Genomic DNA, 26,459 nt, shown 5'->3' with positions numbered 1-26,459 from the left:
CCATCATTGCGGAACGAGAAAACCGAGGAGCGACCATCGTGACATCCCAGTTCGCCCCCATCGAATGGTGCAAGTCCATCCCCGACGCTGTCATCGCTGAGTCGATCCTCAACCGGCTCGCCGTCGGTGCCGAGATCATCACACTAGAAGGAGACAACATGCGCCTGACCCACTAACCTCACCCAACCCCCAAAACGCCCGGGTGTTACTGGATACTCACCCGGGCGTTACTCGATCCTCACCATGGCGTTACTAAATCAGTGGTCTGAACAGGGTGACCCGTCGAGCGCTAACCAACAGGTCCCACTAGCGAAAAGTAGATGTGCTTACAACCAGGAGTGCACGAGTCCTGGAGGGCGTCCCACGCGTGAGGTGGGTTCACATGAAGGTGGTTCGGCCGCGTTGGCCACCGCAGTTCGTCCGAACTCTTCCGTTTTGGTTGACGTCCAAGGCTTTTGGAGGCCGAATGCAAGAACAGCGCGTTAGGGGCGGCGCACGACCCATTGGTGTACTACTCATGCAATTGAGGATGCTTGATATTGAACGGCGTATCCTGACTTGGAAAGTCGGGATTAAAACCCCTGGCCAGGAACCTTGTGTGCCATTTGGGCATGAAAAAAGCCCCTTGCGGGGCTTGATCCTGACTTGCGAAGTTTTCGAGTTTTAGCTGGAGCGGGATTTGCTTCCGAGGAGTTCAAGACCGTGCGCGTCTAGGATGCCGTTGGCATCGTGAATTGATATGCCCGGGCACCGTTCAAGCATGAGCAGATAGACGTTGTCGGGAGAAGTGTCTCGGCTCAGGTGGATTCCAGATTTTTCCATGAGTTTGGTTGTTGCGTACGCATTGAGGTCCAAGCCGACAGCGATCGCCATCAGTGTCTCTCGCTTCATTGTAGTCAATCTGTCGTGCTGAATCTTGTTGAACAGTGCATCGTAGAGGCCGGTACGTTCGGTGAAGGTCTGCGGGTATCGGATACCGCGATATTCGAAAAGATTTGTAATTACTTGGCAGAGAGATGCTTGGCGATTGCTGATAATGTCGTCAAGCTCACCAGCTTCTTCAATAGCGGTGCTCATCGTCTTGGCAGCAGCCGCGTAGACTTTCTCATTCTCGTGATCGTCTGGGGTGGCTTGGTGGGCGGGGTCGATGTAGATGATGCGCTTGTCAACGCCGTACCGGTGTTCTAAGTGGAACAGGGTGTCGAGATCTCTATTGAGGCCGACATAGTCTTTGGTGACTACCGATCGGATGCGCAAGAGTGCTTTCTTAGGGCTCCTCTTCGCAGCTGGCTTGAGTCTGTAAGCGCCGCGGGCGTCGACGCGCACATATCTGGTGGAGTTTCTGACAAAGTAGCCTTCAACAAATATGTAGTCGCCTGCTTGTACCCATTGGCGTAAGCGGGCATTTTGGCTGAGCAGGACGGCAGCGTCAACGTGAGTGATGGCTATGAAGTCCTCCGCACCTTCGCCCATGAATCCATAAACAGAGTCATACTCGGGAAGCTTCGAGATACGGTTCTTTAGCCCCACTTCGAGGAGTCGGTACTTCACAGCAGAACGGGAGACCTGGTAGAGGTCGGCGAGTTGATCCAACAAGGCTCCACAACTCAGTTCAGGTGAGGAGTCCATGGCCTCGATGGCTGCCTTGGTGAACGTGGACTTGGGAATGAGTACTCGAGGCGCAAGACGGTGAGCCTGCCACTCGAGCCACTGCAGCTCAGTTTCCCCCCGTCTTGAGTTTTCCGAAGGTTCGAAGAACGTAGTGGATATCCGGGATTTTATCGGCTCAATGGCTTCACCTGCATTAGCGAGACGCGCGTGGTGGATTCGGAAGAATGTGCGATCCTTCTCCCAGTGCAGGATCTCATGCATGAGTGCATTACGTCGCGCTCCTTCACCCATTGACCACTCTGACCGAGGATCAACCACTATGGTGCCTGCAGGGTAAAACGTTTGAGTGTACTGACCAGTAGTGGGTTGAAAGGTAGTCACCTCACCGTCAACAAGTACACAGCAGGCAAACACATCCGAGCTCGCAGATAGGTAGGCCTCCTTTATCTGAAGGCCGCTTTCTTTAATAAGTTCATCCACTGGAATAGCCGTGGGCGCTTCAAGGGCTTGTGGATAATGCTCAGAGAGGTATTTTTCGGCATAGTCATCTAACCGGTTCTTGCCTAGGATCAGAGCGCCGGTTCGTGGGTTGACGTCAAACACATCAGAGTGACTACGCTTCACTGTCGGCAACCGGTGTTTCTCCTTCATTGATGTAATCCAACGGCATCTCTTTCAAGGTCTTGTCAACTTCTCGCCAAGTAGGGCAGTACTTTTCCACCAACTCATGAAATCGGTGGGTGTGGTTTGCTTCAACGAGATGGACTAGTTCGTGGATAAGCACATAGTCGAGACATTCAGGTGGCTTCTTCACCAATTGGAGGTTCACCCAGATGCGGCGTCGGGCAATATTGCAGGTGCCCCAACGTGTTTTCATGTTCTTGATCCGAAAATCGTCAGCTTCTATACCGGTAATCTCCGCGCAACGCCGAGCAGCAGATTGAAGTATTCGACGAAGCTCACCTCTGTACCATTCCGTCAGGACGCGCTCACGTTGTTCGACCGTGTAGCCCTCCGGAACTGTCATAACTAGCTTGCTAGCCCGTTTCGTGACCGCTGGACGTGTTCCTTCGTAGATCACTTGCAGTCGGTACGGCTTGCCCCAGAGGTAGTGGGCTTCGCCTGAGACGTAGGTTCGTTCGGTTTGTCGCGGTTGCGATTGCATCCGTTGTTGCCGCATATAGATGTCGGGGAGTTTTGATAAGAGGAAGCTGGAAAGCTCTGCGTTCGTTACGTATGACGGCACACTCACAGTAACCTGGCCATCTGGGGGAAGAATTCGCAGGTACACGTTCTTCAGGTTTTGTTTGCGAAGCACCGTCACGGGAACACTCCCGACTTGAAGCTCCTCTTTAGTCATCGAAGTATTCTTCCTGCCTAGTTGCCATTTCGTAGACCAGGTCGACAAGAATGTCAATCTGATCTGCTGGGCACCTGTATTCCCTCAAAGTGACGGCAATGGCACGTTTAATGCGCTGTTGCTTCTGCCTGTTTGCCAACCAGCCAGCCTCGAGAGATTCGAGGATTCCGTAATGAAGGTCAAATGCAAGGTCGCCCAAGTTAGCTTCGCCAAGTGAGTCTTGATCACAGACGAAGTCATAGAATGCTCGACCTGCTTGAGTATCCTTGATTTGTGCTGGGTAGTTCTCGGTTTCCTCCGGGTTATGAACGCGTCGAGCGAGTTCAGTAACTTGACGCAAATATTCGGCATACGACAGTGCGCCGAGACGGCGCTCGTCAATGATCCTCTTCAATAGCTCAGACATTTTGCCGAAATACGCCTTGTTGATTGGCATTTTTCGAATGATCTCGCTGGTCAAGTTCGCATCAATGATCTCCGCCTTGGCATTGTCGTCGCCCGTGACAGTATTGACGATCGAATCGACTGGAGTGGTTGAGGTGTTGTTGAGCAGCAGCTCTACTAACGGGGTGTCGTCCAGCTTGGAGATGAGAGTGCTGTCTTGGGCGGTGACGTATGTGTCCAAGATGAATCGCATGTCCTCTTGGTAACTACGCAGATCGATCCAGTCTTGGGCGGCAAGCATGACAGCATCTTTCAACTGGTTGTAGTTGTTAACATCCGCCCGGATCTGCTCGACATCTCGTGCCGTGTAATCAAAGTCTTCAACAAGGCGGTCAGCACAATCCGCAAACGAACGTGTCAGCGCCGAGACCAAGCCGTAGAAGGTAGCGCGCTTGCGGGAGTCAGCGTCGGCTTCATCCTCGGCAGCAGGAGGTTCGCAGAAGAACTGAATATGCGCAGCATCATCACGCGGAGCAGGAACTTCAGATAGAAGCTGGCTTAGCGAGTCCCGCGCACCTTCCATCTTGGCCGTCGCTTCAAGAGCACGCTGCTTGATCAGCCCTTCCACATCTTCAGGAGCAAAACCATCGAAAGCTTCGCTCGTGTAGTCTACGAACGCAGACTGCACGGAGCGGAACAAGTCCTTGTAGTCCACGATGTAGCCATAGTCCTTGGATGGGTCATCAGGACGGTTCACGCGACAAATTGCTTGGAACAGGTCGTGATCGCGCATGGACTTGTCGATGTACAAGTAGGTAGCACTAGGTGCATCAAAACCAGTAAGAAGCTTATCGACAACGATCAACAGCTTCATACGTGTAGGTTCGTCCTTGAACAGGCGCTTTGCCTCGTCCTCGAAGTCCCTAACTGATTTGCCATCGAGCATGCGCTCATAGATGCGCTTTTTGTACTCGTCCTCGCTTTCCTGATCGGGATCAGTCGAAGCGGTTCGAACAGACGCGTCGGTCGGCTCGTATGAGGTAACGACAGCGCAGCGCTTGAAGCCGCTCATCTGGAACAATTCCCAGTAACGGCACGCTTGGTAGATGCTGCCTGCGACGAGCATAGCAGTGCCACGGTCTTGTTTGAGGCGCGGCTTAGTCTGCATGTCGAAGATGACGTCGGAAACTATCTTCTGCAGGCGATCCTTTGACGAATAGAGCTTGTTCAGTGTTGACCACGACGTTTTCAGCTTGTCTTTTGCCGTCTCGGTCAGTCCAGCAGTGCGGCTGTCGAACCACTGGTCAACCTTTGTTTCATTGGACAGCTCTTGATCAACGTCACGTGCCTCATAGCGCAGATCGAGAACAACGCCGTCAGCAACACCTTCGTTGAACTTGTAGGTATGAATGTAAGGACCGAAGATCTCTAAGGTGGTCTTTTTGTCTTGCTTCAACAATGGCGTGCCCGTAAAACCGATAAGTGTCGCGCCGGGCATGAGTTGCCGAACTGCCTCGTGTAGCTTCCCTGAATTGGTGCGGTGCGCTTCATCGATGAACGCGACGATGTGACCCTTCGCCTGGTAGTCTGACGGCAAACTGTCCAGCAGCTCTCGCCGATATGCTTCAATGTCCGAGTCCTTGCCTGCGCTGTGGCCATACTTGTGGATCAGAGAACACACGACCCTATCCTCTGGATTATTCAGGATCTCTCGCAGATCAGCGCCGCTGGTAGCGCGGCGAATCTTCTCTCCGATGTCAAAGAACAAGTCCCGGATCTGTTTGTCCAGCTCATCGCGGTCAGTGATGATTACCACGCGAGAATCGTCGATGTGTTCGATGATCCACTTGGCCAGCCAAGCCATGATCAGCGATTTTCCCGAGCCCTGTGTGTTCCAGATGATGCCACCTTCACCGCGCTCGATGAAGGGGCGGGCTGCTAGGTTGGCAAAGAATTGATTGGGCCGGGGTACCTTCTTGATTCCAGCATCGAAAATAATGAAGTCATGGATGATCTGAAGCAGGCGGCGCTTCTCGCACAACGAAATAACGCCATGTTGCAAGGGATTCTTAGTCTGGTCGTGTAGACGGCGTATCTCAATGGATGTTTCGTCAGATGCCTTGGGATCCTCTCGCCACTGGAGATAGAATTTCTCCGGTGTTTCGATAGTTCCGTAGAAGAGACCTTGAGCCTCATTACCGGCAAACAAAAGCTGCTGAGTGGTGAAGAACCCAGAAATATACTCAGGTTTTTGGTTCGTGATCAGCTGGCGAATGCCTTGGGAAGCCTCTACGCAAGACTTCTTCAACTCGAACATGCCAAGAGCAATCCCGTTCACATACAACACGATGTCAGGTCGTTTAGACTTCTTACCGGTCGTGTAACGAACCGTGACCTCTTCAGCGACCGCGAAGTGATTGAGCTCGGGCTGCTCCCAATCGATGTAGTGAAGCCGCTTATCCTTTTGCCCGCGCTCGCGATAGGTGATGCCGTAGCGCAGAAGCGAATAAATCCTCTTATTCAGGTCATAGAGGGAAGATACCCGATCCTCTGACAGATCCTTGAGCTCCTTGACTGCCTTCACGACACCGACCTTGGGGTAGCCCCGGCTGTACAAGTAGGTAGTGAGGCGGGCTTCATCGACCGGCTTGTTGTACAGATCATGCAGGTTTCCGATGTATTCGTAGCCCAGATCATGAATTAGGCAATCCTTGATCAACCGCTTTTGAGCGTGAAACTCACTATTTACTACAACGCTCATGCCGCTCTCTCCTCAATCGGTAGGCGCACGCGCCCCGTCAACAAATCATCCATCGCGCCCAACTTCAAGCGTTCAACCTTCGCCCGCTCCTCCTCAAGCAGGCGAATCTCTTCACTGGCACCAAAAAGGATCTCCGCTAGTGCCGTTTGTTCTGATAAAGAGGGCGGAGCCATGAAAGTGAAATCCTTGAGATCTTTTTGGTACAGGTGTTTGATGGTGGATCCAGCAGCCAGAGTGTCAATAAAACGTTCAAACACGGGAGACATTAGAACCCAGTAAAGAAACTCTCTACTAAGCCCCGCATTCGGCCTAAACACGAAGACCCCGCTATTAAGAGTTGCTGGCTTGTTGAGCTGCGGAACTCGAGCAACTTTCCCTATCGTTCCATCTTTGGTCACCAAGACGTCGCCGGGCCTAACATGAATATAGGGATCCAACTCGTAGCGTGCACGACTAACGAAGCTAATGCTGTCAAAGGCGATAGTGCCAGAATCAAAATCCGTACCACCTATGAGATAGCTGTACCCCGTAGGCAAATACTCTTCAGCTTTTAGTCCCTGCCAGCCGATACGGGCTTTAGGCTGAATCGCTTCTTCAAAACTGATTTTGACCCACGGCTCTCGATAGTCGGCTATTCGCGTGCGCCCCGTTACAAGTTCTTCAAGCGCGCCGTCACTGATCGCTTTCTTCTTCGCAATCAACTCATCCAGGTTCGCAAGATGCTCATCAAACCCAGACAACACCCCAGCAATCACACGTTGCTCATGCAGAGGAGGTAGAAGAATCTCTGTACTAAGGATTAGATCATTGTAGAGCCTATTGATCGTTGTTCCTTCCATGCCTTTCCATGGAAAGCTATCAAAGACATACATGAGGAACTTGTTGTCGACAAGGGACTCGTCAGTATCAAGCCAGACAATATTTGAATCTTGGAAGTAAGAGGGTTCCCCTTTATACTCCACAGTCCGCCCTACGGTCCCGGCCGCAGAGATGAGGATCTGCCCACGTTTTGGGTACGAATACTTAGACCGGTACTCTTCAAAAAGCCGCTTTGAGATAAAAGCGTCGGGCGCTTTCCCGAATGTTCCAATCTTGTAGAAGGGAATAGGGCCGATCTCATTAGTTTGATCTTTAAAGATTCGCCGACACATTTTCACGGACCCCAAGTCGCTTAGCGTGCAAACCGTCCAATCACTAGGAACTACCATGTGTATCCCATTTTCTTTAGGCTATTCAAAACCGACTCACGAGAATTATTAACTGCGGCTTGGATGCGAGGCAGGGTACGTTCGTAGCGTCGGGCGATGTCGGTGATTCGTGTGGCGTGGGTAGTGACCTGTTGGTCGAAGATGCTGGAGATCTCCGATTGCAGGTGAGGCATCCATTTACGGTCAAACAACAGGTGCTTGATCTCGTCCTCAGTGAGCGTGCCGTACCGGGCGAGCACCTTCTGGCTGAGCTCGTCACGGGCAGCCTTAGCCTGCTTCCTCAAAGCCTTGACTTGATCCAACCTGTCTCGATAACCGGCGAGAGCCTCATATTCGTCTTGGTAGGCTTCCGGCACCGGTGCGGATCTCGCCAGTTCCTGACGTGCTTTCTTGAGCTTCGTCTTAATCGGCTTGCCGGACTTACCGTACAGATCCAGTGCGGCGATATCCGGGTGTTGCTCAAGCAGCCGGTCGACGCGAATCACTTTCTTCTGAGTGAACGTGTCGATCAGCTCGTTCAGGACGTCAAGCTGCGACGATTGCTTCATGGCGTCGAGAGCCTTGAGCCTGGCGTTGAGTTCCTTCTCCACGACCTTGCCCGTGGAGCTGAGGACTTCAGCGAACGGGTTATCTTCTTCGGGCTGCTCCTCCAAGAGGCTCTCCAAGTCAGCTTCGCTCCTAAGCAAGGTGCGGTCGAGCTCGGCAAGCTGTGCCTGTTCCCGCGGGAAGTATTCAGCTTCGATGATGGTAGCGGGGATCAGCAACCCCTCGAACCCTTTAATCTGCACGGTATCAGTTGTCTGCCCGTTGTCGGTCTTCTTCTGCTTGTAGTCGTACTCCACTTCACGGCCAGCTAAGAAACCGGAAGCCTTGATGACGTACACATCATCCTGGAGGCGTGTATTCCAGTAGTTCATGACAACGTCGAACACGTCGTACGGGTCAAGAACCTTCGCGTCGGCGTAATGGTCTAGGAGTTCTTCACCAACCTCGCGGATCATCAGGCGAGGATGGGTATCACGGTTCACCCCGAGCAAGGCAGGCTTGGCGCACGCTTCAGCCCAGGAAGCCAGCATATCGCTGACCTCGACGGTCTCTTGCGCGATGAGCATTTCGTCCGCCGTGATTCGTGTTGCCAGTTCGTCCGGAGTGAGCAGCAGTGCGAAGCGACCTGAATCTATTTGAGTGAACACGCGCTGTTTCAGATTTGGTGCCACCTGCCAGAGGGCGGCCAGCGAGTCGAGGTCTCCAGCCGGGATGCCTCCTTGCAGATGTGCGGCAATGTCCTGTGGTAGCTCGGTGCTCGGGCGTTGAATAAAGCGCGGAACGTTGAGATTACCACCGTTGCCTTCGAGAATCTCCTCGTAGCTGACCATGCGAGAGTAACCGTCGATCTCACGGCGAAGGTTATAGGTCTGGACGATCCGTTCGATGTCTTGCTCGCGCAGGCGATTCTTGTTGCCGTCCTTCTTAAAGCCTTGGCTGGCATCGATCATGAAGATGCCCTCATGATCGTCAGCGTGTTCCTTGTTGACTACGACGATGCACGCGGGAATACCGGTACCGTAGAACAGGTTCGCTGGCAGACTAACAATTCCGGTGATGTACTTACGTGCCAGGACTTGCTTGCGGATCGTCTCTTCAGCGTTACCTCGGAACAAGATGCCATGCGGCATAATGATGGCGGCCTTGCCATCTTCGGTCAACGACTTCAGCACGTGTAGGAACCAGGCCCAGTCACCGTTCTTTTCGGGCGGTATCCCATAACCATCGAACCGATGGAAAACATCGTTCTCAGGCGTGATCCCGTCAGACCATGACTTATCGGAGAACGGTGGGTTCATCACGATAAAGTCGAACTTGCGCAACTGGCCGTATTCGTCAAGGTACTGGGGAGACGTGAGTGTCGAGTGCGTTTTAATCTCACCGGTGCTCTTTTGGTGAAGCACCAAGTTCATCTTCGCTAAACCCGCCGTCGCATTGTCTTTCTCCTGGCCGTAAATCGACACCATCGCATTGCCTTGGCGGTTCACTGGGGCCTCGTCCGCTGCCCGGATCAACAGGGAGCCGCTGCCAGCTGCTGGATCGTACAGTGTCCACGGGCGACCCTGCCGTGGCTCGATGTGGGAAATGCCCACAAGCCTTGCCATGATCCGTGACACCTCGGAAGGCGTGTAGAACTGGCCTTTACTCTTGCCTGATTCCTGAGCGAACTTCATCATGAAGTACTCGTAGGCGTCGCCGATGATGTCATCGCCACTCGCGCGGTTGGTCTTGAAATCAATCGCCGGATTCTCAAAGACCGCGATCAGGCCAGTAACCTTATCCACGAGCTCCTTGCCTCGCCCCAGTTCGTCCTCGTTGTTGAACGAAACCTCTGGCAGGGAGCCTTGGAGCTGGTTCTCTTCCATGAAAGCGGACAGGATCTTGTCGACGCGCTCACCGATATCCTTCTTGCCCTTCGCAGCAATCAGATCATCGAACGATGCGCCTTCTTCCACAATGAAATCGCCGTAGAGTTGGCCCTTGTACCGGTCGGACACGTACTTGAAGAACAGCAGGGTCAGCACATAGTCCTTGTAGCGGGCGGGCTCAACACCGCCACGAAGTTTGTTAGCCGCTTCCCATAACAGGGAGTATAGTTCTGTCTTTTTCACTGCCATCAAGAAATCCTCGGTAGATTCTTTCTAGTACTCGGTAATGTCGATCCCGGCCTTCATCAGCCGCCCGTACCTGTCGATTGAGATGAGCACCGCCATCGGTCTACCGTTCTTAAGCACGAAAGCCGCCTCATCTTCTTCGGATAGCTTCGTGATAATCTTCGACGACTGACCACGCAGGAAGTCCGACATGTTATAGAAGTCCATCGTTGTCTTCTCCGCTTTGTCGTCCACATCGACCCCTCTCAGCGCAGTTCCGCAGTCAGACACTAATACACAATTCAACCTATAAAGTAGTTACTAAAGATGGTACCACCACGGCCGGCCCCTCCACCCGAACTCGCTAACGAAAGAGGTGAACCGCACCCCTCCTCGACTGGTGGCGCGGTTTTTCCGAGCGGGAGAGCCCCATGGCGACACTCGAATGCTGCACGTTGAAGATTTCAGCCCGCCCCAGAAACAAGAAAACCCCTGGTCATCAGGGGTTAGGTAGCGACGGTGGGTCTTATCAAATCCGAGGTCCTTGGCTCGAAGACCTTGATGCGAGCGATCCGATCGAGCAGCTTATCTAGCTTTTTCGTGCTGTCGTAGGCCGCATCAAATTCCTCCTTGAGCTCGTCCATAAAGAGCGGCTCGATGATCTTCAAGATGTTAGGCACCGATGTGTAGTGCTGACCCAGGTTCGAGCGCTTACCCGGCGTAACGATCGCCTAAAACATGGAGCCGAAAAGTCCAGGTTGATGTCCAACCAGATCTGTTTGCCCAACTCGATGAGCATCTCGCGTGCCTTCGGCGAGAAACGCGGAACAGTAAGGTGAGCGTCAGCCCGGAAGAGGCGACCGTTGACGTACGGGAAACCTGCTAGGTGTCCCGGTTTCTTCGCGGGATCAGACTCATCGAGTGCAGTGAAGAGTTCGCGAATGAAATCGGCGGTGTCGGAGCCGTCGTCAAGCGTGTGCGAGCCCACCGCATTGGTGAACTGATTCTCTTCAAAGACCCCGGCGTCTTCGGCGAAGTAGCAGAACAGCAGACGAGTGAAGAAGACGTTCACCCGTGGCGGTGCTCAGGATCTTTCATCAGGCCCGGGTTGGCGGAGGCGAGCTCATCGAAAAGCTTGCCCATCTCCTCTGCAGCCTTCACGTCGGCGTGCGACTCGGCGGTGTACTGGGCCTTCTCATTCCCAGCCCATGGGAGGAAGAAAGTGAAGTGCTGATCAATCTCGAGCAGTGGAAACGTACGGTTTTCCGCAGTCTTGAGTTCGTAGGTAATCATGTCCGTTTAGTCGGTCACGATGACAAACGGGTGGCGAATTTCACCACCGTCAGCGATACACACAGCCGCTCTAGTTCTGCGAGGAGATCCCCCTCCGTCTCGCGGAAATAAATAATGTTCTTCTGCGCAACCTCATGCTCCGGGTCCTCGGCGATGTTCAGCGAGCCGTTGCGAAGGCAAGTGACATTTCCCTTCGAGCGTCCGTACGCAGCTAGCAGGTCAAAGATGAACTCGCGGTCGTACTCTTCTTGCCCAGCTAACGGCTTGATTCGTTCCTCGATCGCTTTCAAGTTCAGTCTTACCACGACTGCATCCCACTTCCACGGATGTTTGCGGATGATTTTTTGGACCGGATTTCCCCACAGGAGTTTACAAGGAAAAGCGGAACACGTAGCGGGAGTTGCGGAACGCATCTAGAGTGACGTGCATGAGGTGCAACAATGAACAGTGCGAGGACGAGGTCTACGTCCCCAAAACCAACGTCCCACCTCACGCCGGTCAGATCGCAGCGGCCAAGCTGATCATGAAGCGTCATCGCGAGGGCAAGAGTCGCTTGGAAATCACCCCGAAGATCCGCTACCTCGCCAACTACGATTCCTAGGGTTCCTTTGCCGGATCATCCCGGCGTACCGTGGCAGGCATGAATACATTGCAAAAAGCGCTCATCCCCGTCTTCGGTGGCGCGGGCGTGCTCCACTTCATCAAGCCTGAGCCTTTCGACGGCATCGTTCCCGAGCAACTTCCGGGCAGCGCGCGGACCTACACCTATGTCTCTGGCGTGGCCGAACTCGCCACCGCAGCCCTGCTGGCAAACACGAAAACCCGCGCGACCGGTGGCGCCGTCGCGGCGGCACTTTTGCTCGCCGTGTGGCCGGCCAACTTCAACATGGCGTGGCAGTGGCGCAACAAGCCCTGGTATTTACAGGCGGGCGCCATCGCGCGTCTCCCGCTGCAGATCCCGATGATCCGTGCTGGGTGGGACTTGTACAAGAAGGGCAAGAAGTAGCGCACCTCGAGCGCAACCCACCACTTTAGAACGCCGGTTCGATTACGCACCTGCGGATGTCGGGCTGCCCAATTACTGTGGGCCACATGACAGCTACGCCCCACCCGCCCTCGTTCCCCTACGCCACCGCGCTGCTCGCGGCCGTCGATACTGCGCAGGCCGGCGATCCTCTCGCCCCGGTCACGGTGCTGTGCCCCACCCCCGCCTTCGACGATGTGGTCGCCGCCATTGCCACCGGCGGCCCGCGCCTCGGAGTGGACGTGGTCACACTCGACATGCTGCTGCAGCGCGCCGCCCGCGACCAGGAGTCTCGCACGCTGCTGCAGCGCGCCGATGTCGCCGCCTTCGTCGCCCGCACCCTTGCCGACGGCGCGGAACCGACTCCCTTCCATGAGGCCAAGCTGCATACTTCCGCGGCCACGCATGCAGCGCTTATCGACGCCCTGTATACCCTCCTCAACTCCCCCGCCGAATGGCGCGCGGACCACGGCGGCGCGCAGCTGCCCAGCATCGTGGCCGAGATCGCCCAGCGCGCCGCCGAAGAGTTCCGCAACACCCGATTCACCTTCCCGGACGCGGTCCGTGCCGCCGCCGACTCCCACCGCGGGGCGCTCATCACCGTCGGCGCGCTGGCCCACGACGCGCGCACCGAATGGGCGCTGGCCCAGTTCCAGCAAGCCACGCCCGTCGAGCTGCCAGACCTGCGTGAGCACACCGAACGCATCTCACTGATCGCCGAACCAGACGAGGCCACCTACGTCACCGGCCGCGTCCTCGACGCCGTCACCCAAGGCACCCCACTGCACGCAATCGCCGTGGCCTACTGCGACGACGCGGAGCTGCCCTTCCTCACCCACGCCCTCGACGAGGCTGGCATCCCCTACCACGCGCCCGCGCGCGACGTGTGGGCGCAGCAAAACACGTTCCGGGCGCTGACCGCCCTGCTCACGCTTCGGCCAGCCGACATGCACCGGCACCAGCTCGTGGAGCTGCTCTCCACCGGCAAGGTCAAAAACAGCCCCAGCCTGCGCGCCTTCGACGCCGGCTCGCGCGACCGTCTCGGCACAGCGCTTACCGGTAGCGACTGGGACGCGGTGCTCGACACTGCCGCGCGCCAGGACGAGGACGGCACCCCAGAGCGCGAGCGCGTGCCCGAACGCAGCGTGACCGCAGCCCGTTGGGTCGTGGACCTGCGAGCCACACTCGCACCGCTGACCGAGGCCGAGAGCTGGGAGGGCTTCGCCTCCGCGTTCCGCGCCGCGGCACTCGATGTACTCGCCCTTGGGAAGCAACAGCAGGCAATCTACCTAGACCCGCTGGTAGATCAGCTCGCCGCCCAGCAGGGCACACCCCAGCGCGAGCGCGCCCTCGAGATCACTCGCGAACTCGCCGCCCGCCCGGCGCGCGCCACCAACACCGGTGTGCTCTCGGTCGGGCCACTGGAGTGCCTGGACGGGCGCAACCTCCAGCTCGCGTTCATCACCGGCGCCACCGACGCTGCCCTGCCCGGCTCGCTCACCCCCAGCGCGACGATGACGCAGGCGCAGCAGCACACCACTCCGGACAAGTTCCTGGCGCGGAGGGAGCGGACGCTTGCGGGGGCGCTGCGGGCGTCGAGAAGCATTGTGCTCACACGCGCCCGATCTGGGATCGCCGGCGGCGGGCTGACCGAGCCCTCCACCTGGCTTGACCAGGACGAAACCCGCGTGGATGCGCTCTACCCGGGGCTAGTAAGCGGCGAGCGCACGCCCACGAGCCAGACTGAACTGGCGCTGGCGAATGCGCTGGCCGGCGCCCCGAGCGAGCGGGCGGCGCGCTACGCGGAGATCATGCAGGCGCGGCATGCGGGCGTCGCCGGCGAATTTACCGGCTACACCGGCACCGACTTTGGCCTGCACACGCTGCAGAAACCGATTTCCAGCTCCGCGCTGGAGGGCTTTACCAAGTCGCCGCTGGAGTACTTTATCCAGCGCGTGACCGGCAACTGGGTACTTGAGGACGACGCGGAAGATATGCACGTCGCCTCCGCCGACACCGGCACGATCCTGCACGCCGTGTTTGAGCGCTGGACCAACGAGGTGTGGCTGGACAACCCGAACCGGCCGGAGCGCTACGCGGACCTGGATTGGGACGGCGAGGGCATCGAGGTGCTCGACCGCATCCTCGGCGAGGATCTCGCCGCGCGCCGCACTGACCAGATCAACCCGCTGGTGTGGGACACCTTTGCCGAGCAGGCGCGCAAGGACGTGCACGGCTGGCTCGCCCAGGAGCGCAACGAGGCAGAAGAAGGCTGGACGCCACTTGCCACCGAGTTCGCCTTTGGCAACACCACCGAGGAACCGGCAGCATCCCTGCTGCTGCCGGCGCTCGGCGTGGAACTGCCCGTGAAGGGCTACGCCGACCGCGTTGATTACAAGGTGGAAAACGGCGCCGTCATCGTGCGCGTGACCGATTACAAGTCCGGCAAGGGCAAGACGACAAGCACGTACGTGAAGCAGAAGACGCCCACCGGGCAGGTCAAAGACGGCGCGCCGCACTACTACTTCCAGCTGGCTCTGTACGGCTACATCGTGCGCGCGCTTGCCGCCACGGGTAATCCGGCCGTGCTTTTCCCCGGCGGGCCCGCAGAGTGGCCCGGCGAGGTTACCGAGGTGCAGGCGCGCTACTGGTTCTTCCGTGACCCGGACGACTCGCACGTGAAAATCACTGTCGACGACGACGCAGTTGCAACGCTGCAGACAAACCTAGGCAATGTCTACCGCCACATCCAGCGCGGTGCGTTCCCGCCGCACGCTATCCCGGAGCGCTGGGACAGCGACGAGCGCCTGCGCCTGGGTGTCTCCAACTACAACGCGTTGACAGCGATTATGCCGCCTTTGGACTTCGAGCAGCCTCTGACCACCGAGTACACTGCGTCCGCCGACGCCTAGCCCCGCGAGAGGAAAATCAATGACTCAAGCACCATTTGCCGACCGCCTCTCCGAGGACGAAGCCAACCGTGAATTCATCCAGAACCAAGTCGAGCTCTCCTGCTTCGTCGAGGCGGGTGCCGGCTCCGGCAAGACCGTCATGCTCATCCAGCGCCTGCTCACGCTGATTATCGAGCGCGGCACCCGCATCGATCAGATCGCCGCCATCACCTTCAACGAAGCCGCAGCCGCGGAGCTCACCGCCCGCTTGCGCCGCGCGCTCATCCAGGTGCGCGACACCGGGGCATACACGCTCGGCAATGGGCTGCCCCGCGCATTCCACGACCCGGAGCGGGCCAAGCAGCGCGCCCAAGAAGCGCTCGAAGGTCTGCCCGGCGCCGCGCTCGGCACGCTTCACTCCTTCTGCCTGCGCGTGCTCAAGCAGTACCCGCTGGAGGCCGGCCTGCCACCGAAAGTCGACGCCGTCGATGACCTCGCCGCTTATTTCTCCTCTGCCCAGCACAGCGAGGCAATTATCGAGACCATTACCGCGCTCTTCGAGGGCAGCGAAGAAGCCACAGCAACTATCGACGCCCTGCCGACGAGCATCTCCGCAGCCGAATTCATCACCCAACTGCAGTACCTCCTGGGCGAGGGCGTGACCTTCAAGCACCTGCAGGAGCTGGTCGAGTGGATGGACGCGCACTGGGGCGAGCTCGGCGCCACGATCAAAGCGCCCGCCTTCGAGGCCCCACCCGAAGACGAGCTACGAGCCAGCCTGCGCAAGCAGCTGCGCCTGATCCGCGATCGCGCCTACGCCTCGGGGGTCTCCGACAAACTCCTCGCCTTCTTCGATGACCGCCTGGCCGAGCTCGACGCGGCGGACTCCCTCGCCGAGCTCAAGTTGCCTAAACCTGGCAACACCGGCGGCAGCAAGCCGGAAGCTAAGCAGGTCAAGGAGGAGTACAAGGACTTCCTCGAGCGACTCGATGAGCTTGGGTGCTACGCGGGGTACGCGGCGACGTCGACAATCGCTCCCGTGCTCGCGGCCCTCGTGCTCAGAGCCGCCGACACGCGCCACCGCACCGGCGTCCTCGAGTTCCACGACATGATCTACCTGACGCAACAGCTCGTGGTCGACGACGAGGTGCGCGCAAAGCTGCATGAGCAATACCGCGTCATCTTCGTCGACGAATTCCAGGACACCGACCCCGCGCAGCTCGACATCGTCACCGCGATCGCCCGCGGGCCGCACGACACCCCGCAGCCCGGCCGCCTGTTCATGGTCGGCGACCCGAAGCAGTCGATCTACAAGTTCCGCAACGCCGACATCGACACCTACGTCGCCGCACGCACCAGCGCCGCCGCCCGCGATGCCGACCATGGTGTGAAGCAGCTCTCGCGAAACTTCCGTTCCTCGGAAGCGGTCGTCGCCGCTGTCAACGAGCTCTACGGGCAGCTTTTCGACGCCCACGCGAGCTCCAACGACGGCCCCGCCCAAGCCCACTACGTGCCCATGCTCCCCCAGGACGCCGCGGAAGGCCGCGAGGGCGCGTTCATCGTGCTGCAGGACGCAGACGCGGAAGACCTGCCGCCCGCCGAACTGCGCGAACGCGAAGCCGCCGACATTGTCGCGCTCATTCGTGCGGCGGTTGCCGGTGCGGACCCTCGCTTCGTCCACCACAGCGGTGCGCAAGCAGGCGCGCCCCTGCGCTACTCCGACATCGCCATCGTCGTGGCCACCCACAACGATGCGCTGCGCCTGATGCAAGTCCTCGGCGACGCAGACATCCCCTGGGTTTCCGAGGGCTCCGGCGCGCTTTTTGCCACCCCGGAGCTAAACGACCTGTTCACTGTACTGCGCGCGGTGGCCGACCCCGCTGACGACTTCACCCGCATCGCTGCCCTGCGCACCGCACTTCTCGGCTGCTCGGATGCGGACATCGCTCGGTGGGCGCAGGTACGCCGCGAGCACCTCCATGAAGCCCCGGAGTCGCTCGACGCCGCGATGACGCAGGATGAGGTTGCCGCGAGCGTCGACACTTGCGTCGAGCAGCTTCGCCGACTTTCCGCGGAAGCACAGCGCACCGATGCGGCAACCATGGTGCGCCGCATCGTCGCGGAGTTCGGACTCGCGGAGGCCTACGCCGCAAGTGGCCACCCCGACCACCTCCCGCGCGTGGAGACGTTGCTCGCGCTCGCTGACCGCTTCTCTGCCACAACCGGGCTCGGCCTCCGCGAATTTGTTCGCTGGTCTGACACCCAAGCTGAAACCAACCAGGGCGTCTCCGAGCCTCTGCTTGATACCGGCACCGACGCAGTTCGCTTCATGACGATCCACAAGTCCAAAGGTCGCGAGTTCCCCATGGTCATCGCCGCTGGCATGTCCGGCCACACCTCGAACAGTCGCGCGGTACGATCCTTCTCCCGGGCAGATAGCACCGCGCAGTTCAAGCTCAAGGACGCGCCGACCCCCAATTACCTCGCTGCCAAGGCCTTCGACGACGAAGCCGACGCCAACGAGCTGATCCGCCTGCTCTACGTCGCCATGACGCGCGCCAAGTCCGTCCTGGCTATCCCGCTGCAACTCAAGAAAAACAGGCCCAAGAAGAAGGGGGGACCACGCGAGTACACCAAAGCGCAGCGCGGCGCGAAGCTCGCCGAGGTCATCGACGACTCCACCCAATACGCCCCCATCGCCCGTGAGGAACTACCAGGTTTCGATGCCATCGCGGCACCCAAGGCACAGGACGCCGAACGCAGAGCGCCGAACGCAGAGCGCTTCACTACGAGGGCCGAGGCACTCGCCGAGGCGACCGGCATCACCCAACGCATGGGTGTCACCGCGATCGCTCACGCTAAGGACCAGGCCAACCCCGAGCCCACCGCCGACCCGACCGGCGTGCAGCGGGCGCAGTCCCGCCCGGGGGACGACGAAGTGCCGCGCCACACACACGTCACCGGCGTACGCCTGCGCCGCTCCCTCGACGAGCGGGTGGCAGCGTCCGGCTTCCCGGCCCGCCAGATCAACAGCGGTCTGTACCGGGACAACGCCGGGACCGACTTCGGCACCGCAGTCCACGACGTGATGGAGCACCTGCCCCAGGGCGACGAGCTCGAGCAGGTCGCCGCCACAGTGGCCTCGCTCTACGAGCTGCCGACCTCGGCCGTGAAAGACGTGGTGCGCGTCGCCGCGAGCTTCGCCGAGTCTGCACCGTACGCGCGCAGCCTCGAGCCGGACGCGCAGGCGCAGCGGGAGCTGCCGGTCATTGGCACCGTCGACGGCACCGCCGTCAACGGCTTCATCGACCTGCTCTACCGCGACACCAACAGCGATACCTCCGGGTGGGTCATCGCCGACTGGAAGACCGACATCACCGCGAAACCAGAGACCGTGACCAGCTACTTCCTGCAGCTGGACATCTACGCAACGTTCCTGGAGCAGGCGCTTGGCGAGCCGGTGACTCGCCTCGAGCTCATCTTCGCCGGGGTCGAAAAGCCGCAGGTGGTGGTGTTTGAGCGTGGGCGTCGATAAGCGATAAACCCAAACGCAAACGGCGGGTGCCTCGAACAACTCGAGGCACCCGCTCAGTGTTTGGGTGAGCCAGAAGTGATTAGAACTTCGGCAGGCCCGGGATGTTCGGCAGCAGGCCAGCCTGGTACGCGCCAGCAATCAGCGCGAGGACCAGCGCCAGGCCGCCAGCGACACCGGCAGCGATCTTCTGCTCCTTGGAGGAACCCTCGGCTGCATCGCCCTGGTCACCAGCCTTGGCCTCAGCCCACCAGTTTTCCTTGGTCAGCTTGGCGATGGTGGTGTTGTCGATGTACTTGCCACGCACCGGATCCTCGCCCTCGGCAGCTGCGAGGATGTCCTCGGAACCAGCGCCCTTGAAGAAGAACGGCACGAGCTGGTTGGTGTGGTCGCCGGAGTTGTACTTGTGCTCCGGTGCAGCCTGACTTTCGCCGGCCAGCGGGGAGAAGCCCGGGACATCGTTGGCGCCGGTGAGGTAGCCGGTCTCGTGGTCGGCGGTGACAATCAGCAGGGTCTCTTCCCAGGAGGGGTTGACCCCCGTGCCATAGATAGGAACACCCCCAGATTTCGGCTTCACAACGCCTGGGTAAAGCTTTTGCAAAACATGTATAGGCTGACACAGCATTCGCAGAGAAACGCTTATGCCCGACCGGACGATACAACGTGTGGTTTTATCTTTGGTGCACAACAGATAGGGGCATAGACTGAGGGCTTATGGGCGACAAGACTGCAAAACCCGATTTGAAGACCACCGCGGGCCGCATCCAGGACCTGCGCAACCGCCTGGACGAGGCGCGCACGCCGGCCGCTGATCGCGCGGAGGCGCCGACCGAAGGCGCGATGACGGCACGCGCGCGCGTGGAGGCGCTGCTCGACGACGGTTCGTTCGTGGAAACCGACGCGCTCGCGCGCCACCGCGTCGAGGCGTACAAGATGGATCGCACGAAGCCCGCCACCGATGGCGTCATCACGGGCTATGGGCTTATCGACGGCCGCCGGGTCTGCATCTTCAGCCAGGATCCCGACATCTTCGACGGGGCCATCGGCGAGGTCTACGCCGAGAAAATGCTCAAACTCTTTGATCTGGCAACCAAGACCGGCGTACCGGTCATCGGCATCTACGACTCGGTCGGTCCGCGCTGGCAAGAAGGCATTGTCACCGCCCACATGCAGGCCAAACTGCTGCGCGCCGCCACCCACGCCTCCGGCCTCGTGCCGCAGATTGCGCTGGTGGCCGGCGAGGTCGCCACCCTCGCGGCGACCACAGTGCCGCTTGCCGACGTCACCGTGATGGTCGAAGGCGCGAGCCTCCACCTGTCCGACACCGGAATTGTCAGCCAGGTCTCCGGCACCGCGACGACCGCAGACGCGCTCGGCGGGGCGAGCGTCCATGCCGCCACCACCGGTCTGGCACACGTCGCCGCCGCGGACATGGCGGGAGCGCTCGATGCGGTGAAGCGCATCGTAAGCTACCTGCCGCTGAACAACCTGGCTGCCTCCCCGCTCGGCGCGGACGCAGAACGCGCTACCGCAGAGGGCACAGAGGGCGCCGACACCGATCTGGACACCATAATCCCCGACGACGACGCGCAGCCCTACGAGGTCGCCGAGATCGTTGCCGCGGTCACCGACGGCGACTTCTACGAGCTCGGCGCCGACTTCGCCGGCAACGTACTCACCGGGTTCGCGCACATCCACGGCCGCGCCGTCGGCGTTGTGGCCACCCAGCCAAGCGTGCTCGCCGGCTGCCTCACCGAGGCCGGCGCACGCAAGGCTGCCCGCTTCATCCGCACCTGCGACGCGTTCAACCTACCGATCGTGCAGTTCGTGGACTCCCCAGGCTTCGTCCCCTCCACCGAGGAGGAGCACGCCGGCGCGCCCGCCGGTGCCGCCGCGCTCGCCTACGCTTTCGCCGAGGCGCAGGTCGGCACGATCACCGTGGTTACCCGCAAGGCGCTCGGCACCGCCTACACGGTGCTCGGCTCCAAGGGCCTGGGCGCCGACTTGGTGTTCGCGTGGCCTACTGCGCAGATCGCGCTTGCCGACGCCCCCACCGCCGCCGGCCACCTCAACGTCGATGCCGAGAAGTACGCCGAGGAGAACCTCAACCCGTACGCGGCCACCGAGCGTGGGCTCGTCGACGCGGTCATCCCGCCGTCGGCAACTCGCCGCCACGTCCTGGAGGGCCTGCGCCTGTTGGAGCGCAAGGTTGCATATCCGGCGCAGAAAAAGCACGGCAACATCCCGCTGTAGCCGATATACTTTCGCTACACTAAATTCTTTCTCGCTGAAAGGAATGCTATGACTGCACCAACTGCCACCCGGTTCACGGTGACCAAGGGCAACCCCACCGAGGACGAGCTCGCCGCGCTCGCAACCGTCCTTACGGACCTCCAGGCAGCCGCGAAGGCGAAGCAGCAGCCTGCAGACCAGAACCGCTGGGGCGCCCCCGCCCTGGCACACCACGGGGAGCAGCTGTTCAACCCGCACGCATTCGCCAACGTCACCTACTTCTAACCCCATGCGCCTCGTTCTCGCCTCCCAGTCCCCCTCGCGCCGCATGCTGCTTGAGCAGGGTGGCGTCACCCCAGTGTTGCGGCCCGCCCACGTCGACGAGGACGCGATCATTCGGGATTTGGCCGGAGCTGAGCCACGGGTGATCGTGGAAAAGCTTGCGCAAGCGAAAGCCGCCACCGTGGCACCCGACTTCCCCAACGACGTGGTCGTCGGCTGCGACTCGATGCTGCTGCTAGACGGCCAACTGCTGGGCAAACCCCACACCACCGAGCGCACCATCGCGCGCTGGAAAGCCCAACGTGGCAAGGAAGCACACCTGCTGACCGGCCACGCCGTTGCGCATAAGGGCGAGTGGGTCGTGGACACCATTTCCACCGCAATCCGCTTCGGCGACGTCTCGGACGCCGACATCGAGGCCTACGCCGCCTCCGGCCAACCGCTCGAATGCGCCGGCGCGTTCACGCTCGAAGCGCTGGGCAGCTGGTTCATCGACTCCATCGACGGCGACCCTACCAGCGTCATCGGCCTGTCCATGCCGCTGCTGCGCCGCTGCCTCTACCGCTTCGGGCTCAACGCCTCCGATTTCTGGGACTAGTACCCGCGGGCAGAAAGGAACTCGTCGAGCACAGCGAGGCCTTCGGGGTTCGCGTCCACGCACATGCGTAGCCAACCACCGATCGTGTTTTTCGGGTTGCGCACGCTCGACGGCAGGCTCAGGTCGAGCTCCTCGGCGCCGAACAGCGCCTCGTAGACGGGGCGGCGCTGTGCATCATCCATCCCCATGTCAATGGCCAGCTTGATGGGCACGTCCCCGCTACGGTTACGGAAATTCACGTCCGCGCCGCCGTCGATAAGCCTTTGCACCAGCGCGGCGTCGCCTGCGCCCAGCGCTTCGTGCGAGCACACCAGGGTCAGTGCGTTCTGGCCAGTGTCGACCCGCGCAGCGTCAGCACCACGGCCCAACATGTCGTTGCTGATCTTCGCGCGCGCCTCCGGGTCACCGTTGGTCAATGCCGCGAATAGCATGTCGGTCACGTCGTTTTCTTCCGCGTCGAAGACCTCGCAGAACTCCTCGTAGGTGCCATTCCCGGCAACATAGAGCGGGCTTGCCATGGGGGCCTCCTTCACTCACTCGCCACGGGCCTGGAGGAACTCGTCGAGCACATCCAGCTTGCCGGGACGCCCATCCACGTTCATGCGCAGCCACCCGCCGATGGTATTGACCGGGTTGCGCACGCTCGACGGCAGACTCAGGTCGAGCTCGCCCGTCCCAAACAGCGCCTCGTAGACTTCGCGGCGCTGCTCGTCATCAGCTACACGCACCGTGATCGCCAACCGTATCGGCAGGTCCCCGCTACGGTTGCGGAAATTCACGTCTGCGCCGCCGTCGATAAGCCTTTGCACCAGCGCAGCGTCGCCGTCCCCGAGGTCGCGATGCCGACCGAGCAGGATCGTCAGCGCGTTCTGCCCGTATTCCTCGCGCGACGCATCCGCGCCACGATCCAACATGTCGTTGCAGATTTTCGCGCGCGCCTCCGGGTCACCGTTGGTCAGCGCCCCGAACAACATGTCAGTCACATCGTTTTTCGCGGGATCGAAGACCTCGCAGAACTCTTCGTACGTTCCCTTCTTCGCAACGTAGAGCGGGCTTGCCATAGGGTCTCCTTCGTGTCAGTTGCGTACTACTGTAAGGCAACTGGTGCGCGCTGGCACGTCGAAAAGCCCAAACTGCTAGCCTGGCGCGCATGGAAATCAACGACATGCTCGCACCCCCGCCGCTCCACCTGCCCGATGATCCCGCGAGGGGCGAGGACCCCCTGGCCCGCGAGACCGCGCTCACCCACCCGGATTCCCCCGCCGTGTGGGCCGCCCGCGCCGAAAAGGAGCTCGACGGCGGCGACGAGCTGATCGCCTACGCGTACGCGCGCACCGGCTACCACCGCTCGCTCGACCGCCTGCGCGCCAACGGGTGGAAGGGCTGGGGCCCGGTCCCGGCCTCGCACGAGGCGAACGTGCCGGTGCTTAAGGCAATCGCCATGCTCGCGCTTGCCTCCAAGGCGATTGGCGACGACGCCGAGTACGACCGCTGCCGCCAAATGCTTTCCGACGCCGACCCGGCCAGCGTCGACGAACTCCTCTAAGAACCCATGCGACGAATCCTTCCAGCCGCTGTCCTCGCGACACTGCTCCCGCTTGCCGCCTGCAGCAACGAGCCAGCCGACCCGCCTACCGTGACTGTCACGCAGACCACCGTGGTGGAGGAGCCCACAGGCCCGGAGAACACTGCCTCGGACAACGCTGCCCCGGAGAGCACTGCCTCGGAGAGCGCCACGCCGCCGGCGCAGCAAACTCAAGACAACGCGGATGCCTGCGCGCAGCTGCCGAAGGACCCGCGCGAGGCCTACCCTTCCGGCACAGCCCCTGGCCGCATGCCGGCAGATGACGGCAGCGACTTCAACTACTGGATCGAGGACATCGACAACGCCTACGACCCGTGCGCGCCACTGAGCTGGATCATCTTCCGCGGCTCGCTTGGCGACGAGCACCGCCCCGCCGGCACCGGCGCCTCCATCGCCGACGGTCTCGCCTTGTACGTCAACGGCGCGCCCGCCCAGGACATGGCGGCGGTGGACAAGATCGAGTCCGTCACCCCCACCCCCGACGGCGGCGTGGACCTGGCCTGGGGCGAGCGCACCGGCGCCACCGCCGAGGGCATCACCACGCACTACACGGTGCATTTGCTCAACGACGGCGGCGCGGTTGTTCCCGTCTCTGGCAACATCGACGAGTTCAACAGGTGGTGGAACTACCCGGTCCACTATCTGCTCGGCACCTACGACTAACGGCGCCTAACGGCACCTAACTGTGCCTAGCTCTGCGGGTACCACTCGGTGCCCGGGGAGTTTGCCGCCACTGAGCTCATCGGGATCGGCTCGCGCAGGCGGCCGGCGTTGTGGAGCTCCGTGACGACGCGCGGCACGTCCTCCGCAGGAACGGCGATGATGGGGATCTGGCCATCCTCGTGCTGCTCAATCCTGCCGCCCCGCACAGTGCCGCCGACCACGGCAAGGATGATCATGGCGACGTCGCCGCGGTTGAGGCGCGATGCCTCGAAGCGCGTCGTCCTGGCCGCCTTCTCGCGGTACTGGCTGCCCGCGTGGTTCGGGCCTGCGGTGAACTGGCCGTTCTCATCCAGGCTGAGCTCGCCGGTCCAGTGCTTCGTGTCCACCATGATCACGCCCGCCGCAGTGGACAGGACGTGGTCCGCGTTGGCGGTCACCGCGCTCTTGCGGGACAGCTCGCCGAGCATGCCGATCACGCCCATCGCGAGGCCGAACTTACGGGTCTCCGGCGTCGTGCCGTAGAACATCTCGGACGTTGCGTCGTCGAAGCCGTCGACGGCCTTGGCCAGCCCGGAGCGGGAGTCGGTGCGGATCGTCACGTCGTGGGCAACCTCGATGGAGTCCGGCAGCTGCTGCTCGAGCATCTCACCGATCCGTTCCTCCGCCAGGTAACCGCGGGAGACGCGCTGCAGCGGCTCCGGCAGCCCGGTTTCCTCCGGGCGGCCCTGGCGCGCCAGCCCGACGAGGCGCTCGACCTCGGCGCGGCGTTTCTCATTGACCTGCTTTTCCAGGCCCTTGTTCACATACGCCTTGTTTTCCTTATCCTTGTTGATGCGGCGGTCCATGGAGCGGAAACCGCTCAGGCCCAGGTAGACCAGTGCGAGCACGCCCGCGAACATCATGATGCCGCCGAGGCCCTTGTTGAAGAGGGAAACGATAATGCCCAGGACAAACAGGACCGGGAAGAGGACGATGGCGATAAGCCGTCTCTGGGTGCGCTTCCGCGCCTTCTTCGCACGGTCGTCGTTTTCGCCCAGCCCGTACTTTTCGGCGTGCTCGCGCATCGCGAAGGTCACGGCGTAGCCGTCGACCTCGCTTTCCAAGTACTTGTCCACCTCGGACGCAAAGTCGGCCCATCCGCCTTGGCCGGGGCGGGTCTTCCCGTACACAGTTGCCATTCGCTACATCTTCCTTCCAATTGAGCCTCACTGATTAATAAGGCCAATTGCATTAAAGCATTACCTTTTCTGCAATGTACCGGAAACGCGTCAGGCGAACTTCGCTTCCACGCGGCCGATGGCCTCCTTGGCCACCAGCTCCTGGATGCCCATGTCCAGCTCGGAGGTGAAGCCGACGCAGGAGCAGTTGATTTCGCCGAGGACGTAGGTGTCCTGGCCGGTCTCGTCGTCGTCGGCAAGCATGAAGTCCGCGGTCCAGATCAGCGGAATGTTGTCGCCGCCGAGCTTCTCCGCAATCACCGGGCGGGCCGCGGCGAACATGTCCACCAGCTCCTGCCACTCCTCCGGCTTCTGGTAGGTGTACGTCGCGCCCGAGAACAGGGTCGCGGAGAACGCATCGCCGCCGGCCGCCGGCTTCTTGTGCACCACGAAGACGGGATGCGGGCCGACGAGCAGGATGCGGATCTCGCCCTCGGTGATGCGCGGCATGAAGCGCATATCCACGAGCATGCCGTTGTCGCCGATGATGTACTGGTCGCAGAAGTCCATAAACTCGCCCAGCTCGCGCTCCTCGGTGTGGTTGTCCACCGCCTCGGTGCACTTGAGCTTGGTGTCCAGCGGCAGGGCGGTGCCCGGCTCCAGCGCCTCGGCCTGCGCCTTATCAGCCAGCCGGACGCGCCAGATGCCGGAGCCGGTGGAGCCGCGGTTCTGCTTGAGCACGCGCTCGCCGTAGGACAGGGAGGTCGGGAACGTGTCGTGGAAAGAAGCGACGTCGTAGTAGGCGGCCGTGTCGGCGGGCACGAGGTCGGTCTGGTTGAGCTTGACTAGCGCGTCCTTCGCCCCGTACGCCATCATTTCGGCCGGGGTGGACATGCCGACCAGGCCGGCGTCGGCAAGCTTGGTCAGCAGCTCGAAGTACCCCTTCTCCCCGCCCGGGATGTTGCCGGGGTTGACACGGGAGATGTAGGCGTCGAAGTGCTCGGTGACGTACTCGAACAGCTTTTCCGACCACTCGGGGCGGTAGAAGACGACCTCGGCGTGCCAGCCGGCCGCCTTGATCGCGTCGACGATGGGCATGGTGTCTTTCCGGTGGCCGTTGAACTGCTTGTCAGATCCGCCCTCGACCTCGAAGACGACGATTGCTTTGTGCACGGGAAGCCCTTTCTTGTAGGCCTGGTTGGCAAGAGTCTCGGTCGCAGGCGCTGCCGAGCAGGTGTT

The 26,459-nt window shown here is 60.5% G+C and carries 21 protein-coding genes and 1 pseudogene; 10 read left to right on the top strand and 12 right to left on the bottom strand.

The genetic code is table 11. The annotated features are described in order from the left end of the window. The first annotated feature begins 2 nt into the window (after positions 1–2). A complete protein-coding gene (locus EAW56_RS01580; RefSeq protein ID WP_341867407.1) occupies positions 3–176 on the top strand; it encodes an ATP-binding protein in 174 nt (57 codons plus the stop codon). A 487-nt stretch (positions 177–663) separates the two neighbouring features. Here EAW56_RS01580 and EAW56_RS01575 read toward each other — a convergent pair whose 3' ends face one another. From EAW56_RS01575 to EAW56_RS13200, 7 genes and pseudogenes are all read right to left on the bottom strand, one after another. Continuing rightward, entirely contained in the window at positions 664–2,262 is a 1,599-nt protein-coding gene (locus EAW56_RS01575; RefSeq protein ID WP_108721767.1) for an ImmA/IrrE family metallo-endopeptidase, read from the bottom strand. Then, entirely contained in the window at positions 2,225–2,971 is a 747-nt protein-coding gene (locus EAW56_RS01570; protein WP_095278761.1) for a M48 family metallopeptidase, read from the bottom strand. The genes EAW56_RS01575 and EAW56_RS01570 overlap by 38 nt, the downstream gene beginning before the upstream one ends. Continuing rightward, positions 2,964–6,116, bottom strand: a complete 3,153-nt coding sequence (locus EAW56_RS01565; RefSeq protein WP_095278762.1) for a type I restriction endonuclease subunit R — start codon at positions 6,114–6,116, stop codon at positions 2,964–2,966. The genes EAW56_RS01570 and EAW56_RS01565 overlap by 8 nt, the downstream gene beginning before the upstream one ends. After that, a complete protein-coding gene (locus EAW56_RS01560) occupies positions 6,113–7,324 on the bottom strand; it encodes a restriction endonuclease subunit S (protein ID WP_095278763.1) in 1,212 nt (403 codons plus the stop codon). The genes EAW56_RS01565 and EAW56_RS01560 overlap by 4 nt, the downstream gene beginning before the upstream one ends. Next, positions 7,318–9,987: a type I restriction-modification system subunit M gene (locus tag EAW56_RS01555; protein WP_095278764.1), complete on the bottom strand. Its 2,670-nt coding sequence runs from the start codon at positions 9,985–9,987 to the stop codon at positions 7,318–7,320. The genes EAW56_RS01560 and EAW56_RS01555 overlap by 7 nt, the downstream gene beginning before the upstream one ends. Before the next feature lie 24 nt (positions 9,988–10,011). Next, positions 10,012–10,218, bottom strand: coding sequence for a type II toxin-antitoxin system Phd/YefM family antitoxin (locus EAW56_RS01550; RefSeq protein WP_173783239.1), 207 nt, complete (start codon positions 10,216–10,218; stop codon positions 10,012–10,014). Positions 10,219–10,508: 290 nt separating this feature from the next. Further along, positions 10,509–11,561 (bottom strand): annotated as a pseudogene (locus EAW56_RS13200) (type IIL restriction-modification enzyme MmeI); the annotation flags it as partial. A 122-nt stretch (positions 11,562–11,683) separates the two neighbouring features. On the opposite strand from EAW56_RS13200, the gene EAW56_RS01540 reads away from it, so the two are divergent. The 4 genes from EAW56_RS01540 to EAW56_RS01525 all read left to right on the top strand — a co-directional run bounded on the left by EAW56_RS01540 (position 11,684) and on the right by EAW56_RS01525 (position 18,706). Beyond that, complete coding sequence (locus EAW56_RS01540) at positions 11,684–11,857, top strand: RNA helicase (protein ID WP_095278765.1); 174 nt, start codon at positions 11,684–11,686, stop codon at positions 11,855–11,857. 39 nt (positions 11,858–11,896) lie between these two features. Then, the gene (locus EAW56_RS01535) at positions 11,897–12,262 is read left to right on the top strand and encodes a DoxX family protein (protein WP_095278766.1); all 366 of its coding nucleotides are present in this window, start codon (positions 11,897–11,899) and stop codon (positions 12,260–12,262) included. 86 nt (positions 12,263–12,348) lie between these two features. Next, on the top strand, positions 12,349–15,192 hold the full coding sequence (locus EAW56_RS01530; RefSeq protein ID WP_167457371.1) for a PD-(D/E)XK nuclease family protein: 2,844 nt from the start codon (positions 12,349–12,351) through the stop codon (positions 15,190–15,192). 19 nt (positions 15,193–15,211) lie between these two features. After that, positions 15,212–18,706, top strand: a complete 3,495-nt coding sequence (locus EAW56_RS01525) for a UvrD-helicase domain-containing protein (RefSeq protein WP_122084761.1) — start codon at positions 15,212–15,214, stop codon at positions 18,704–18,706. Positions 18,707–18,785: 79 nt separating this feature from the next. Here EAW56_RS01525 and EAW56_RS01520 read toward each other — a convergent pair whose 3' ends face one another. After that, the gene (locus EAW56_RS01520) at positions 18,786–19,280 is read right to left on the bottom strand and encodes a hypothetical protein (RefSeq protein WP_095278769.1); all 495 of its coding nucleotides are present in this window, start codon (positions 19,278–19,280) and stop codon (positions 18,786–18,788) included. A 137-nt stretch (positions 19,281–19,417) separates the two neighbouring features. Here EAW56_RS01520 and EAW56_RS01515 point away from each other — a divergent pair, with 137 nt between their 5' ends. Genes EAW56_RS01515 through EAW56_RS01505 form a run of 3 tightly spaced genes read left to right on the top strand, consistent with a single transcriptional unit; the run spans position 19,418 to position 21,815 of the window. Next, positions 19,418–20,956 carry an acyl-CoA carboxylase subunit beta gene (locus EAW56_RS01515; RefSeq protein ID WP_095536442.1) on the top strand — a complete coding sequence of 513 codons (1,539 nt, stop codon included), beginning with the start codon at positions 19,418–19,420 and terminating at the stop codon, positions 20,954–20,956. A gap of 48 nt (positions 20,957–21,004) precedes the next feature. After that, positions 21,005–21,220: an acyl-CoA carboxylase subunit epsilon gene (locus EAW56_RS01510; RefSeq protein WP_095278771.1), complete on the top strand. Its 216-nt coding sequence runs from the start codon at positions 21,005–21,007 to the stop codon at positions 21,218–21,220. A gap of 4 nt (positions 21,221–21,224) precedes the next feature. After that, positions 21,225–21,815 (top strand): Maf family protein, encoded by a 591-nt coding sequence (locus EAW56_RS01505; RefSeq protein WP_095537160.1) that lies wholly within the window; start codon positions 21,225–21,227, stop codon positions 21,813–21,815. Here the strand turns inward: EAW56_RS01505 and EAW56_RS01500 are convergent. Then, complete coding sequence (locus EAW56_RS01500) at positions 21,812–22,333, bottom strand: ankyrin repeat domain-containing protein (RefSeq protein ID WP_095555338.1); 522 nt, start codon at positions 22,331–22,333, stop codon at positions 21,812–21,814. The genes EAW56_RS01505 and EAW56_RS01500 overlap by 4 nt on opposite strands. A gap of 15 nt (positions 22,334–22,348) precedes the next feature. After that, on the bottom strand, positions 22,349–22,876 hold the full coding sequence (locus EAW56_RS01495) for a hypothetical protein (protein WP_095546103.1): 528 nt from the start codon (positions 22,874–22,876) through the stop codon (positions 22,349–22,351). A gap of 89 nt (positions 22,877–22,965) precedes the next feature. Here EAW56_RS01495 and EAW56_RS01490 point away from each other — a divergent pair, with 89 nt between their 5' ends. After that, complete coding sequence (locus EAW56_RS01490) at positions 22,966–23,361, top strand: DUF3151 domain-containing protein (RefSeq protein ID WP_095537163.1); 396 nt, start codon at positions 22,966–22,968, stop codon at positions 23,359–23,361. Between the two features lie 6 nt (positions 23,362–23,367). Next, on the top strand, positions 23,368–24,063 hold the full coding sequence (locus EAW56_RS01485; RefSeq protein WP_147453237.1) for a hypothetical protein: 696 nt from the start codon (positions 23,368–23,370) through the stop codon (positions 24,061–24,063). 26 nt (positions 24,064–24,089) lie between these two features. On the opposite strand, the gene EAW56_RS01480 is transcribed toward EAW56_RS01485, so the two are convergent. Continuing rightward, complete coding sequence (locus EAW56_RS01480) at positions 24,090–25,241, bottom strand: nuclease-related domain-containing protein (protein WP_095277627.1); 1,152 nt, start codon at positions 25,239–25,241, stop codon at positions 24,090–24,092. Positions 25,242–25,331: 90 nt separating this feature from the next. Then, on the bottom strand, positions 25,332–26,393 hold the full coding sequence (locus EAW56_RS01475; protein ID WP_122084758.1) for a Cj0069 family protein: 1,062 nt from the start codon (positions 26,391–26,393) through the stop codon (positions 25,332–25,334). Between the last annotated feature and the right edge of the window lie 66 nt (positions 26,394–26,459).

It is taken from the genome of Corynebacterium gottingense, assembly GCF_003693265.1.
Classification (GTDB): Bacteria; Actinomycetota; Actinomycetes; order Mycobacteriales; family Mycobacteriaceae; genus Corynebacterium; species Corynebacterium gottingense.
This window is presented reverse-complemented; position numbering and strand designations above follow the sequence as displayed.

What these genes read in the sequence shown, in the direction of transcription:
- EAW56_RS01535 (WP_095278766.1), top strand. Translation starts at nt 11,897, where the DNA reads ATGAATACATTGCAAAAAGCGCTCATCCCCGTCTTCGGTGGCGCGGGC.
- EAW56_RS01575 (WP_108721767.1), bottom strand. Translation starts at nt 2,262, where the DNA reads ATGAAGGAGAAACACCGGTTGCCGACAGTGAAGCGTAGTCACTCTGAT.
- EAW56_RS01540 (WP_095278765.1), top strand. Translation starts at nt 11,684, where the DNA reads ATGAGGTGCAACAATGAACAGTGCGAGGACGAGGTCTACGTCCCCAAA.
- EAW56_RS01505 (WP_095537160.1), top strand. Translation starts at nt 21,225, where the DNA reads ATGCGCCTCGTTCTCGCCTCCCAGTCCCCCTCGCGCCGCATGCTGCTT.
- EAW56_RS01515 (WP_095536442.1), top strand. Translation starts at nt 19,418, where the DNA reads ATGGGCGACAAGACTGCAAAACCCGATTTGAAGACCACCGCGGGCCGC.
- EAW56_RS01510 (WP_095278771.1), top strand. Translation starts at nt 21,005, where the DNA reads ATGACTGCACCAACTGCCACCCGGTTCACGGTGACCAAGGGCAACCCC.
- EAW56_RS01490 (WP_095537163.1), top strand. Translation starts at nt 22,966, where the DNA reads ATGGAAATCAACGACATGCTCGCACCCCCGCCGCTCCACCTGCCCGAT.
- EAW56_RS01565 (WP_095278762.1), bottom strand. Translation starts at nt 6,116, where the DNA reads ATGAGCGTTGTAGTAAATAGTGAGTTTCACGCTCAAAAGCGGTTGATC.
- EAW56_RS01495 (WP_095546103.1), bottom strand. Translation starts at nt 22,876, where the DNA reads ATGGCAAGCCCGCTCTACGTTGCGAAGAAGGGAACGTACGAAGAGTTC.
- EAW56_RS01480 (WP_095277627.1), bottom strand. Translation starts at nt 25,241, where the DNA reads ATGGCAACTGTGTACGGGAAGACCCGCCCCGGCCAAGGCGGATGGGCC.
- EAW56_RS01555 (WP_095278764.1), bottom strand. Translation starts at nt 9,987, where the DNA reads ATGGCAGTGAAAAAGACAGAACTATACTCCCTGTTATGGGAAGCGGCT.
- EAW56_RS01525 (WP_122084761.1), top strand. Translation starts at nt 15,212, where the DNA reads ATGACTCAAGCACCATTTGCCGACCGCCTCTCCGAGGACGAAGCCAAC.
- EAW56_RS01560 (WP_095278763.1), bottom strand. Translation starts at nt 7,324, where the DNA reads ATGGTAGTTCCTAGTGATTGGACGGTTTGCACGCTAAGCGACTTGGGG.
- EAW56_RS01485 (WP_147453237.1), top strand. Translation starts at nt 23,368, where the DNA reads ATGCGACGAATCCTTCCAGCCGCTGTCCTCGCGACACTGCTCCCGCTT.
- EAW56_RS01570 (WP_095278761.1), bottom strand. Translation starts at nt 2,971, where the DNA reads ATGACTAAAGAGGAGCTTCAAGTCGGGAGTGTTCCCGTGACGGTGCTT.
- EAW56_RS01530 (WP_167457371.1), top strand. Translation starts at nt 12,349, where the DNA reads ATGACAGCTACGCCCCACCCGCCCTCGTTCCCCTACGCCACCGCGCTG.
- EAW56_RS01500 (WP_095555338.1), bottom strand. Translation starts at nt 22,333, where the DNA reads ATGGCAAGCCCGCTCTATGTTGCCGGGAATGGCACCTACGAGGAGTTC.